Raw genomic sequence first — 13,059 nt, forward strand, 5'->3', positions numbered from 1 at the left:
ATATGCTATACAAAGAAATTTATCGTCTCAAACGTGTGGATAATAATGATTTTCCCGCTATCAAAGAATTGTTCTGGAAAGTCTTCAAAAAGAAAGTCTCACTCCACTATTTACAAAACAAATACAACACGTCGTATGTTGGCGTCAACTACATTTGTAGCATTGCGTATTGTGATAAAATTCCAGTGGCTTTTTATGGTGCCGTTCCACAAAAATTTAAGAATAACGAGCGTGAAATATTTGTAGCACATGCCTGTGATTCGTATACCTTACCAAGTCATCAGCGAAAAGGCTTGCACAATGCGTTAGCAAAATTTGCCTATGAAATCATGAAAGAGAACGACATGAAATATGTGTACGCTTTTCATAGTGCAAATACCTATCGCAGTACAAAAAAACTAGGCTGGAAAGAGCACGAAAACTTACAACGGTTTCATGTAAAAGTAAACACGCTTCCTATTGGAAAAGTGTTGAATAAGTTGCGTTGGAATCATTTATATGATGTTTTTTTTAAGCAAAAAGTATCGCAAGAAGCCATTGAAAAATTAAACAAGGAACATACAGAAAAGTATCAAATACAATTCACAAACGACTTTATAAATTATAAAAATAGTTTCAAAAGTCATCATTGTGTAGAACTTGAAGGTTGTGTATTTTGGTTAAAGATTCAAGCCATAATTCATGTTGGAAAATTTTATGCACCATCTGCGGAAGCATTACAAAAAGCCATGAAAAAGTTGAAGCGAAAAGCATTTTTCTTAGGCATTACAGAGTTTTTATTTCAAGTTGATGTGGATTCTACCATGGCAGCGCAATTACAAACCATTACAGCTCCGAAAGAATCGTGGTTGGTTGGTTATTTGGATTTTGACCCTGAAATCGATTTAAAAGATTTTATATTTACGTACTCAGATTTAGACACATTTTAGATGCAAATTCAGCTTAAAAATCATACGTTTCAGGTTGATCCTGGACAGAATAAACACTATTGGACGTACATCAATTCCATTGATTGGGAACCGCATACGTTTGCGATTTTTGACAAATTTATCAATGAAGATTCGGTAGTATTGGACGTTGGTTCTTGGAGTGGCGTTCTTACATTATACGCTGCAAAAACTGCCAGAGAAGTACATGCGCTCGATCCTGATCCTGTGTGTTTTAGCGAGTTGAATAGAAATGTTGCCTTGAATCCAGCTGTAGCTGAAAAAATAAAAACGTACAAAACGGCTATTTCTGCTCAAAAAGAAACTGTGCGTTTGTCTGCACGGGAAACTTATGGCGCTTCGTCTAGTAGTATTTTAGAACGCAAACGCGATACGGAAAACTCCTTGGAATTGGAAACAGTTTCATTAGCAGATTTTTTAGCCCAAGAACACATTCAGAAAGTAGATTTTATCAAAATGGACGTGGAAGGCGCCGAATTTAGAATTTTACCAACTATTGGAAAAGCGTTAGAAAAAGTTAACTATCCAACATTGTATATTTCTTTTCATTATAATTTTTTGAATGAAAATATATATCATAAAAACATTCCGTTTGTATTTTTAAACAAAGTATTGATACGATTGGAAAACATATTTGGGTTTTCATTGTATAAAAATCGAATTCGTAAAGAAATAGCGAATCTGTATGATGATTTAAAAGCCTATAATTACATTTATAAAAGTAATGGAATAGCAATTACGTTTGACGATTTAGCACAAAAACCTGAATTGATTAAGGAAACGGATTTGGTGTTTACAAATGTGGAGTGGACACGAGAAACTAAGAATAATTAAGTGGATTCCGCATCAAGTGCGGAATGACAAAACAAAACCAAATTGTCATTTCTACACAAACAGGAATCCAAACAATAATAAATAAAATAAATTCCAAATCAAGTGCGGAATGACAAAACAAAACCAAATGTCATTCCTGCGTAGGCAGGAATCCATAAATAACAATATGTATAAAACAATTCATCAATATTATGTGTATATCCTTTCTAGTAAAAAGAACGGAACATTATACATTGGTGTTTCTAACAATTTAGAAAGAAGAATATTTGAGCATAAAAATAAGTTAATTAAAGGATTCTCTAAAAAATATGATCTAACAAAACTCATGTATTTTGAAGTATTTCAACATATTGATGAAGCTATCAAAAGAGAAAAAAGATTAAAGAAGTGGAAACGACAATGGAAAATAGACTTAATTGAGAAAAAGAATCCTAATTGGAATGATTTAGCCGCAGATTGGTCAATGAACATGGATTCCGCATCAAGTGCGGAATGACAAAACAAAACCAAATTGTCATTTCTACACAAACAGGAATCCAGACAATAATAAATAAAATAAATTCCGCATCAAGTGCAGAATGACAAAACAAAACTAAATGTCATTTCTACACAAACAGGAATCCAAACAATAATAAATAAAATAAATTCCAAATCAAGTGCGGAATGACAAAACAAAACTAAATTGTCATTTCTACACAAACAGGAATCCAAACAATAATAAATAAAATAAATTTCAAATCAAGTGCGGAATGACAAAACAAAACCAAATTGTCATTTCTACACAAACAGGAATCCAAACAATAATAAATAAAACAAATTCCAAATCAAGTGCGGAATGACAAACGAAACTAAATGTCATTCCTGCGTAGGCAGGAATCCATAAATAACAATATGTATAAAACAATTCATCAATATTATGTGTATATCCTTTCTAGTAAAAAGAACGGAACATTATATATTGGTGTTTCTAACAATTTAGAAAGAAGAATATTTGAGCATAAAAATAAGTTAATTAAAGGATTCTCTAAAAAATATGATCTAACAAAACTCATGTATTTTGAAGTATTTCAACATATTGATGAAGCTATCAAAAGAGAAAAAAGATTAAAGAAGTGGAAACGACAATGGAAAATAGACTTAATTGAGGAAAAGAATCCTAATTGGAATGATTTAGCAGCAGATTGGTCAATGAACATGGATTCCGCATCAAGTGCGGAATGACAAAACAAAACTAAATTGTCATTTCTACACAAACAGGAATCCAGACAATAATAAATAAAATAAATTCCAAATCAAGTGCGGAATGACAAAATAAACTAAATGTCATTCCTGCGTAGGCAGGAATCCACAATATAAAACAAAGAGATTTCCATTTTCACGGGAATGAAAAATGAAAGAGACAAACACACATATCGTATTCTTAACACCAGGTTTTGCGGAATCTGAGAATGACTCTACCACAATTCCTGCGTTGCAAGTGTTTTTGAAAAGTATTCGCAAAGCATTGCCTAATGCCAAATTAACACTACTTACGTTTCAGTTTCCGTTTACAAAAAACGTGTACGATTGGCATGGTATTGAAGTGATTCCGCTTAACGGAAAAAACAAACGCTTGAAGAAACTTTGGACGTGGAAAAAAGCTTTTAAAACACTTGAAAAGCTTCATGAAAAACGTAAAATTGATACGATTCATAGTTTTTGGGTTGGCGAATGTGCTAAAGTTGGACAACAATTTTCAGAAAAACACAGTATCAATCATGTGGTTACGGTGATGGGACAAGATGCATCAATTAAGAATTCATTTGCAAAATATTTGATCGGTTCTAATGTAAAAATGGTCACACTTTCTAAAAATCATCAAACAGCATTATTGAAAACGTATCATTTAGAATCTACCATTATTCCATGGCATTTGGATATTTCTGAATTTCCGAAATTACAAGAAAATACGATTGATATTTTAGGAGTTGGCTCATTGAATACGATCAAGAATTATTCAGATTTTATCGATATTGTTGCAGTTGTAGCAAAAAAGCATACAAACCTCAGCGTTGTTATTATTGGTGATGGTACATTACGAAATGAACTTGAAATCAAGATTAAAAATTTACAACTAGAAAATACGATTACTTTGCTTGGCCAATTGCCTAGATCGATTGTTTTTGAGAAAATGGCACAATCGAATATCTTACTTCACACAAGTGCTTACGAATCGTTTGGTTTTGTATTTTTGGAAGCCTTGTATTCGGGAATGCAGGTTGTTTCATATAATGTCGGATTAGCCGAAACTGCCTCATATTGGCACATTGGCGAACGCAAAACGGAACTGATTGAAGCTTGTGAACAATTACTTTTAGCGGAAGCTACACCAAAAAAACGCATCACATTAAGTACCGAATCTGAAACTATAAACGCTTATTTATCTTTGTATCATGCGTAAATTGATCACTATAGGAGTTAATACGATTCAAGGATTTGCCACTCCTGCTTTCAACTTTTTGATTGTGGTTTTAGGTGTAAAAATCTTCGGGAAAATTGACTGGGCAAGTTTGATTGATGTGATGTTATGGGTTTTCTTTACAACATTTATGCTTGGTTGGGGAAATCGTGATTATTTACTTCGAAAATACAGTGAAGAACCTGCAAAAATGTATCATGCTTTTTTTAGCAATTTCTTTTCTCGGTGTTTGCTACTTCCTTTTTCTTTGCTACTATTTGTATTTTTTCCAACAGTAATTGCTAGTTGGGCAGTTGCACTTGTCGTATTGACTTTTGCATATACATCATTGAGTACTTTAGTTATTTATCATCAAAAGTTTGGTGCACAATTATTAGCGGAAATTATTGGTTTTGCAATTATTCTTGGAAGTATATTCTATATTGAAACGTTTCAGCTAGAAACATTTTTACAACTGTATGTGGTTTCTTTTTTAGTAAAATTTATACTACTTAGTTTGAAACTACGTCTTTGGAAAGTATCATTTTCTGCAACAATATCCTTGCAAGAATTCAAAGCTGGATTGCCTTTTTTTATTCTTGGATTGAGTGGTTGGTTAATTTCTAAAACAGATATTTACATCGTTGATTTGTACTTAGAAAAATCGCAATTAGCAGAATATCAATTACTAATTACTGCATTTTTAATGTTGCAAGCATTAGCGGCGTATATTACTATTCCATTTACAAAACATGTATATCGCGTTTCGGATGAAGTTGTCCAAAAAATAAAATACAAACTCTATACTGTTTCGTTGCCACTTACCACTCTTGGTGTATTTGTCATTTGGTTTGTCATGGAATACTTTGTGGAATTAGGGTTTGGTTATGAATATTATATTGTTGGCGGATTGATTGCCTTACCTTGTTATTTTTATACGTTAAACATCATGGAACTCATGAAAAACCATCAAGAACATATTATTATCTACATCAGTTTTTTAGGCTTTTTTGTGAGTTTCTGCTTGATTCTTTCCCTGATAGAAACCTATGAAGTTTTTGGAGTCTTACTTAGTGTTTGTATTACACAATGGGTATTATTGTTCGTATTTAAAATGTATAGACGATTTGCGTAGTGACTAATTTAATGATTAAAATATTGTGCTTTTGCCACGAATTAGAAATTTGCACTAGCCGTTCAAAGCTAAGATTTAAACGTCATAACGAATGAAATGAAGCTAGTTTTTTATCGATAAACAGCTTACTTCGTCGCAAACTTCTCGTAATGACGGAGAACTAAAATAGTCCAAATGCGTGAGCTACTACATCAAGTTCAGCACAATGAAGAGTTATTGAATGGAGTTCTATTGGAATTGTCTTGAGTGGCAGCCATTCTTTAAAAAATAGGTAGCTTTCTGAATGGATTCTTAGCTACAAAGGAATAACAAAACTATATTCCGAAGCAAAGCGTGACTAAAAATCTACCCTACTTTTTCCTCCTAAAAAAATTCAACACTTTACTGATAAAATCATCATTGATGCCTAATGTTCCTTTGAGCCATGTATAAACTGCAATCATTTTTTTATCTAACCAAATTAAAACTGACTTGAATCCATCATTGGGACGCGCACGGTAATTAGTTGATCGTCGTTTAAACGAACCCGTTTTTTCCTCTGTAAAATAATACAAAGCAATTGACTTTCGCGTTACATCTTCTGGACAGGTTATTGGATCGGGAAAACCGTGATACGAATCTTCATCCGTATTGAATATGACAATTCTATTAAAAACAGGTGCAATTTTCACAGCACATTTCGACATATCTTTCTCCCATAATTCTAAATCGCCACCATAATCGGCTTCCCAATCTTTATTGAGATACACCAACACATTTACACGACGACGCCACATTTTTTTGTGTGGATGTACGGTAAAATCTGCATGAATATTTAAATACCCACCATTTTCACTTTGGTGAATGCCGCCGCCTTCAATTGTAGTATCAGGTAATAGGTTTGGAATTCCTGTCAATTGTTCTAAATAGTGTATGAATTCGGGTGAATTTAGCTCTTTGATGATTCCATCACGGATAAATTCAGGAATTAATTCAAGTTTATTAAGTCCATGCTTTTTTTCATTTACATGTACATAATGAATCCAGCCTTCATCTTTAATTTTCGGGAACACACGAAGCGCTTTTTCGGCTGCAGTTTCTTCCAAACAACCGTCCAAGATAATGTGTGGATATGGTGATGCTGCTTGATACGCCGCAATATCACTAGCGAATGTGTCTTTCCTCTTTGAGTAATCAAAAATCATTTGATGGCTTCCTTGAATTTCGCTCTAAATGTACATAAAATATAAGATTCTTGTATAAAGATTTTAGTCTGGATTTAGTATCCTTTTACAATTATTCAATAGAATATCAACATAGATCCTAATTCTTAATTCGTTATTTTCGTTTTCTTTACTTTCCCAAAGAAAACTGAATCAAGAGGTTTGAGAAGAAATCACTTGTTAGTGCTGAGTATAACGATTGGCATATGAAACGTAGTGTATAAAAACAGGCTAACTTTTCGGATTAGCACAGAGCCGAATTTTAAAATTTGCATTTATCTTGTACTTTTTCCACCTCCAATTAAAAATCCAATAGATATTCCGAAATAACTATTATTAACGGTCCCTATTGTTTGGTTGTTTTGTATTTTAATGTCAGCTTTTGGAATGAAGTTATATTCCAATCCAATTTTTGTTTTCCTCCATTCAAAACCTCCTCTTAATAGAAGTCCTAATTGGTTATTTACGTTTCCTTCAGTTACATCTCCTGAAGAGATCGCTATTTCTTCTGATGAAAATAAATAATATCCCAAGCCTAATCCTAAATATGGGCGAATATGATTTTCATTCAAGTAATAATCGAATGTCGGCATAAATGAAAGTACGGCATTATCATTTTCATCATCAATAAAGAATTGAGAACTATCATTGTTTTCAATTTTTTGAGGATTTAATGCAAGTCCAAACCTCAATCCGATAACGCAATTATTGGAAATTTCGATATTAGGCTCAATATTAAACATTAGCCCCAAATTTTCGGATTCAGTTTTTAAAAGAAATCCAGGTTCTATTCTAAATTTTACTTGCGCATTTAAATTGTAAAAACCGAACAATAATGTTATGAGTAATAACTTTTTCTTTAGAGAATTGTTTTTATTGTTGAAAAATTGATGTCGAAATTTTTTCATAAATACTTTTGGTTTGATTGTTTAAAAATAGAACGCCAATTATTTTTCATCATAGCTTTGTTTCTTATTAAAGTATCTCCTTAAAATATAGTTTCTTAAGATACTTAAAACTGTTAAATAGATTGTTATCAAGGTGTTTTTACCAGAGTGGTTTTCTACTCCTAAAATCGGAAATATTATGTGTAATGAAATTATGGTGACTAAAAATCCAACTGTCACATTCGCCAAGCTTTCAAGAAAGGATTGTTTTTTAGTTTGCATTATTTATAACTTTTACTTCTGAAGATAATTTGTTATTTTCAAGTTGAATAATTCTGTAACCAGAAATAGTAGTATTTATTTCTATGTTTGAAATGTTTTTTTCAATTTGAAAAGCTACTGCTGGTGTAATATATTGCGTAATGTTTTTATGAGTTAAAGTACTCTCCATATGATAGTGACCACAATAAACAGCAATTTTATTAGGCACTTTTTCTAATATTTTAATGAGGTCTTTTCTGTTTTTCAACTTTCCTATTTCATCTACTTTCAAATTAAGTCCAATAATCGGATGATGGATAAAAATGATAATAGGTTTAGATGTTATAAGTTCGCTGTTTAACCATTTGAGTTGTTTAGCATCTAAAATGCCTGAAGAAGAATCTAAATAGATAAACTTGAAATAATTTTTGAGTTCACTTCTATAGATTTTTTTTGAACTATAATCAGCTCCTAAATTGTAATGCTTGGAAATTTTTATAAAATTATCGTGGTTTCCTAAAGCAATTGATAAATCCATTTTTTTAAGCCGATCAAAGAAATATGGAATGCCTTCATTTTCTCCGATGTCACCTGTGCAGACAATATGGTTAATGTCATTATCTTTAATACTTTTTAAGATGTTATCAAATCGTTTTCTTGCAGATATTTTATCCTCAAAAGGAAATTGTTCATCAAGATGTAAATCAGTGATGTGAGCTATTTTTTTTACCATCTAGCTTTAGTTTTCTAAAACCAAAAGTAAAAACGTTTTTTTATGAACAGTTATAAAATCTTGCTGATTTTATAAAGCTTTCCTAAATTGTGTTGGCGATAATCCAACGTGTTTTTTAAATACATTAGAGAAGTAAGCTGTATTATCAAAACCAGATGTAATAGCTATTTCGTAAATAGAGTCCTTTGAGTATTGAAGTTTATTCTTTGCGTTTTCCAAACGAATATCAGTTAAATATTCAAGCGGTGTCTTCCCATTTATTTCTTTGAAAAGCCTATGTAAATAGTATTTACTAACTCCTATATCTTTGCTAAGTATCTCAAGTGAAGTTTTATCTCTAAAATTATCATTGAGGTATTCTTTTGCTTCAGTTATTGATTTGTATAACTCTCTTTTAGTATTCTGTCTAACTATTTTTAATCTTTTAAAATTATTATCAACCAAAACTTGTTCTTGAATAATTAGTTCAGAAATTGTTATGAATAAATCATCCATTTGTTGATTCAAACAGACTTGATCGTTTTCATATAAGTAAACTATTTTATGAAGTAAGTTTTTGACTTTTTGATTAGAACTTCTTTGGATTATTTCAAGAAATTTTATTGAAGAATGGCTTCTTGAGTAAAAATGAGCTATTTCATTAATCAATTTTGGAGATAAGAATAATGATAAACCTTTTGTTCCTTTTTTTGCTTCGGTGGTAATTAGATTATCATTATTTAAAATTAAATATTGACTTTTTGAAACTTCTATATCTTGATTATTATAGTTGTACTGTTTTACACCATCGATAACATACTTTATTGTATAGGTAGATTGATAAGATATTGAAATGTCATCAGAATGATTAGAGTACAATATCTTATTTTCCAATTGATTAGAAAAAGTGGGGAATGAAGTTATTTCTTCAAGTTGAATCATATAGAAAAAGTATTATCGTTTGCGCCAGTTAATTATTTACAAGGTTGTGTATAAGAAAAGTAGCGTTTTAAAATCAATTTTACCACCATTTTTTTATTAGCAATATTGGTAATTCCATTTGGGCTAACTTCGGAAACTCTTTAGCTTCAATCTTCGCATTTTTTATAAAAAACTCCGTTAGAGAAAAGTTCTTTTCCATAATTTTCCCTACCTGTTTTCAGTCCTGAATTTTTCAATCATACCTAGAGTTTTTCGTTTATTTTTTTTGGTAACGGTTTGGTGTATGAAACATAGCGTGTAAAAAGATACTATCTTTTCGGGTAAGCACAAGTCAAATTTTTAAATTTTTCCTTGTAAACACAAAAAGCCAAATTTAAAATTTGGCGATTTCGCAAATAAGTATTAAAGCTATAGTCTTAACCAACTAGCTCTAACACATATACATTGACGTGCGCTCGTTCTTTTTCCCACGGTTAGTTTGGAGAATGCAACCCAATTTTATTTCCTTCCGAGTCAAGAAATAATGCGTAATATCCACTTTCATCTGCGTGAAGTGATTTCGGAACAATTATTTTTCCACTATTTTTTTCTACTTTATCAAGAATGATTTGAAGATTATCTCCTCCATTTAAGTATATAGTTGTGCCATTAGCCGAAGGTTTGTAGCCTTCTGCTTGAATGATAACTCCTGTAACCATTTGTCCTTCGTATGGGAATATTCCCATGTCCATTTCTGGCATTTCTATTTTCTCTATGTTAACATCCAAAATTGCTTGATAAAAATTGACTGCTCGTGAAATATCCATTGCTGGAATTTCAAAAATGGAAATAAAACTTTTCATATTATTTGTTGTTTGTTCTTGACTAGAATCTACTTTTCGTACTTCTAAATTAGGTTTATTTTGAGTGTTACAAGCCATTAGGCCAAAAGCAAGTATTACAGTAATACTGAGTAGGATTCTTTTCATTTTTTCTCTTTAAATTAATTAATACGAAATTAGATTATTCGAGAACGTTAAAATTGTAAAAATGCGACACTCAATCTATTTGTAGAAAAGAGCAGATAGAGTCATATTTTCATTTCCTAGAAACTCCTTTGGATTCGTTCCTGTAAACTCCTTAAAGTCTTTAATGAAGTGTGCTTGATCATAATATTCACTTTCGTAAGCGATATTAGTTAAACTTTCTCCCTCTTTGTTAAGTATCATTTTTAATGCGGTTTGTAGCCGAATTAATTTGCCTAACTGTTTTGGACTAATACCAATTTGTTTTGCAAACTTTCTCTCAAGTTGTCTTCTTTTAGACAAGTCGTTTTTAAGAATCGTTTTTATCGGTGCGTTGCCATTTGTAAGTAAAAGGGCATCAACAGTTGTTTTTACAATATTCTCAACGGTTGATTTTTCGTTTAACTTTTCCAAGAGAAATTTTTCTATAATCTCTATTCTTTCTTCAACGTTTGTTGCTTGAATTATTTTTTGTTCGAGTTCCTGGACGATTTTTTCTTCAAACAATAATTCTAACGGTGTTTCTTTATTCGCTAAATTTTTAATTGGTTCAGCTACAAAATTGGCAAATCCGTATGGATAAAATCGAATTGCAAACGTATTCACATATCCTGTTGGTTCTATATAAAATGGGGCAATGGTTTGTCCAAGTATCATTGCACGAGGTTGCAAGATGAATTCGTCTTCCGAAGTATATCGCTTTATATCGTCTCCAAGAATAAAAGCCATTTCAATACAACCGTCAGGAACAATCCGCTGTTTTCCCGAATCATTATCAGCAGGCACTTCTAAAGTCCAATAACAACTAATAAGCGATTCTAAATCTGGATGAGGCTGAAAGGTCTGATAATTCATAAAAGGTCATTTTTTCTCTAAAAGTATTGATTTCTTTCAGATTGTTATTCTTTAACTTATAAAAATAAAATCGTTTTTGATTTACAGATATTAATTCTTTCTTGAAAAAATCTGGAGTACAACAAATTGTTATTGAAGAGCGTTGTTTTTTGCCAATATGCTTTTCTAAAGTAGATAATATTGTTGCGGGATTTGTACAGATAAAAAGGCACTGTCAATTAGTGTTGGCAGATTTGATTATGATGCTTCAATTAACGTGAAAGAATATGCTTCACAAAAGAAAATGCATTTTTCCAGAGGTATTTTTAGTTTTTCTTATAGGGAAAAACTAAAACCGTACAAATTTTTCTAAATTTTCTCCAAGGCTTCGGAAAAGAAGATATTTCGAATAAAATTATAGTTTTTAACTATATCGAACTCACGTTAAATAGTTGATTTTCTTATTAATTCCAACGTATGTACAACAGGAAGTTTTGAATGGATACATGATATCAACAAGCAATTAAAAACGTAGGGTTTTTTAGGATATTTTCTTGATATTAAAATCATGAGTCACTTTTTTGTTTATTGTATATTTGTTTCAAATTGTAGTGATGAAGAGATTGCGACTGATTCTTATTAACGTATGTGTTTTACTTGGCTTGTTGTTGCTTGTAAGCATTATTAGCTATTTTGTTGCTGCAAACAGAATACAATCGTTTTTTGAAATGACAGGTCCAAATCAAGTTACCTATCTTCAAAAAGATTCATTAGCAATGTTTGTTCATATTCCTGATATAAAGATTTATGACAATTGGGGAACACCGCAACAAAAGCTTACTACCGAACGCAGAACCAATAATTTAGGATTTAGGGAAGATAATGATATTGTTAAAAAACTTCCCAACGAATACCGAGTATTAGTTACAGGTGATTCGCATACAGATGGCGTTTTAAAACACAATCCGCAATCGTTTATTAATATTTGGGAAGAAAAACTAAACGCTTCAGACAGTCTTACCTATTACAATTGCATCAATGGTGGCGTTGGTTATTATACATTTCGAAACTACTTAGGTTTCTTGAAAAAATACAAATATCTTAAACCTGATATGTACATAATTAATGTATTTACGGGCAATGATTTTAGAGAAGCTCCTATTTTTGAAGATAACCGAACAAGTGTCGGTAATGTATTTAGAAATAGTTATACACGCTTAAAAAAGAAATTTTATAGTGCTGAAAAGAAAGCAATTCCATTTTCACAAGGTATTGAACAAACTTTGTATTTTCAGTCGTTTCCGAGCGAAAAAGAAAAAGCTTTACGCCTAGCAAAAAAGTACTTGTTAGAAATTAAAGCATTGTGTGCGCAAGAAAATATTCAATTGGTGGTTACATTATTGCCGTCCAAAATAGAAACCAATCCAGCATTTAAATCTAAGATTCAATCTTTATTTGATATTGATGCAGATGCTATGCAAGCTAATGAAGAGTTAACAAATGATTTGATTGCTTGGCTTCATACAGAAAACATTGTCAATTATAATTTAAAACCGCCTTTGGCGCAAGCTACTGAAAAAGTATATTGGGATGAAGATTTACACATCAACCCAAAAGCGCACGAAATTATCGGTGGGTTTTTATTTGAAAACGTATTGCCTTCTCATTAAATTAACTCCATTCAACATACATTAAGAAAAAAGAAGAGGTTATCTAAAAATGTATTACTTCGAAATTGAAAATTTCTCATAATAACATTAGCATTGACTTTTTAGACAACCTCTCTGGTTTACTACTAACGTGAGTTCGATATAACTTTTACAAAATTAAAATTTAAGGATTATTAAAAATTTCAATATAATTA

14 protein-coding genes are annotated in these 13,059 nt (G+C 31.3%); 7 read left to right on the plus strand and 7 right to left on the minus strand.

The window, feature by feature from the left end; genetic code table 11:
• Positions 1-2 precede the first annotated feature (2 nt).
• The 6 genes from ACQ654_RS11040 to ACQ654_RS11065 all read left to right on the plus strand — a co-directional run bounded on the left by ACQ654_RS11040 (position 3) and on the right by ACQ654_RS11065 (position 5,353).
• On the plus strand, positions 3-929 hold the full coding sequence (locus tag ACQ654_RS11040; protein ID WP_430410387.1) for a GNAT family N-acetyltransferase: 927 nt from the start codon (positions 3-5) through the stop codon (positions 927-929).
• Positions 930-1,781, plus strand: a complete 852-nt coding sequence (locus tag ACQ654_RS11045; protein WP_430410388.1) for an FkbM family methyltransferase — start codon at positions 930-932, stop codon at positions 1,779-1,781.
• Between the two features lie 109 nt (positions 1,782-1,890).
• Positions 1,891-2,277, plus strand: a complete 387-nt coding sequence (locus ACQ654_RS11050; protein WP_430410389.1) for a GIY-YIG nuclease family protein — start codon at positions 1,891-1,893, stop codon at positions 2,275-2,277.
• Positions 2,278-2,672: 395 nt separating this feature from the next.
• Positions 2,673-3,002: a GIY-YIG nuclease family protein gene (locus ACQ654_RS11055; RefSeq protein WP_430410390.1), complete on the plus strand. Its 330-nt coding sequence runs from the start codon at positions 2,673-2,675 to the stop codon at positions 3,000-3,002.
• 169 nt (positions 3,003-3,171) lie between these two features.
• Positions 3,172-4,221 (plus strand): glycosyltransferase, encoded by a 1,050-nt coding sequence (locus ACQ654_RS11060; RefSeq protein ID WP_430410391.1) that lies wholly within the window; start codon positions 3,172-3,174, stop codon positions 4,219-4,221.
• Entirely contained in the window at positions 4,214-5,353 is a 1,140-nt protein-coding gene (locus tag ACQ654_RS11065; RefSeq protein ID WP_430410392.1) for a lipopolysaccharide biosynthesis protein, read from the plus strand. The genes ACQ654_RS11060 and ACQ654_RS11065 overlap by 8 nt, the downstream gene beginning before the upstream one ends.
• Before the next feature lie 350 nt (positions 5,354-5,703).
• Here ACQ654_RS11065 and ACQ654_RS11070 read toward each other — a convergent pair whose 3' ends face one another.
• The 7 genes from ACQ654_RS11070 to ACQ654_RS11100 form a co-directional block, all read right to left on the minus strand.
• On the minus strand, positions 5,704-6,537 hold the full coding sequence (locus ACQ654_RS11070) for a 2OG-Fe(II) oxygenase (protein WP_430410393.1): 834 nt from the start codon (positions 6,535-6,537) through the stop codon (positions 5,704-5,706).
• Between the two features lie 293 nt (positions 6,538-6,830).
• On the minus strand, positions 6,831-7,463 hold the full coding sequence (locus ACQ654_RS11075; protein WP_430410394.1) for a hypothetical protein: 633 nt from the start codon (positions 7,461-7,463) through the stop codon (positions 6,831-6,833).
• 39 nt (positions 7,464-7,502) lie between these two features.
• A complete protein-coding gene (locus ACQ654_RS11080; protein WP_430410395.1) occupies positions 7,503-7,724 on the minus strand; it encodes a DUF7220 family protein in 222 nt (73 codons plus the stop codon).
• Positions 7,714-8,436: a metallophosphoesterase family protein gene (locus ACQ654_RS11085; protein ID WP_430410396.1), complete on the minus strand. Its 723-nt coding sequence runs from the start codon at positions 8,434-8,436 to the stop codon at positions 7,714-7,716. The genes ACQ654_RS11080 and ACQ654_RS11085 overlap by 11 nt, the downstream gene beginning before the upstream one ends.
• A gap of 69 nt (positions 8,437-8,505) precedes the next feature.
• Positions 8,506-9,357 carry a helix-turn-helix transcriptional regulator gene (locus ACQ654_RS11090; protein ID WP_430410397.1) on the minus strand — a complete coding sequence of 284 codons (852 nt, stop codon included), beginning with the start codon at positions 9,355-9,357 and terminating at the stop codon, positions 8,506-8,508.
• A 473-nt stretch (positions 9,358-9,830) separates the two neighbouring features.
• Positions 9,831-10,325: a VOC family protein gene (locus tag ACQ654_RS11095; RefSeq protein ID WP_430410398.1), complete on the minus strand. Its 495-nt coding sequence runs from the start codon at positions 10,323-10,325 to the stop codon at positions 9,831-9,833.
• 75 nt (positions 10,326-10,400) lie between these two features.
• A complete protein-coding gene (locus tag ACQ654_RS11100) occupies positions 10,401-11,216 on the minus strand; it encodes an AraC family transcriptional regulator (protein ID WP_430410399.1) in 816 nt (271 codons plus the stop codon).
• A gap of 593 nt (positions 11,217-11,809) precedes the next feature.
• On the opposite strand from ACQ654_RS11100, the gene ACQ654_RS11105 reads away from it, so the two are divergent.
• A complete protein-coding gene (locus tag ACQ654_RS11105) occupies positions 11,810-12,865 on the plus strand; it encodes a hypothetical protein (protein WP_430410400.1) in 1,056 nt (351 codons plus the stop codon).
• The last annotated feature ends 194 nt before the right edge of the window (positions 12,866-13,059 follow it).

The organism is Kordia sp. (assembly GCF_965283645.1).
Lineage (GTDB): Bacteria > Bacteroidota > Bacteroidia > Flavobacteriales > Flavobacteriaceae > Kordia.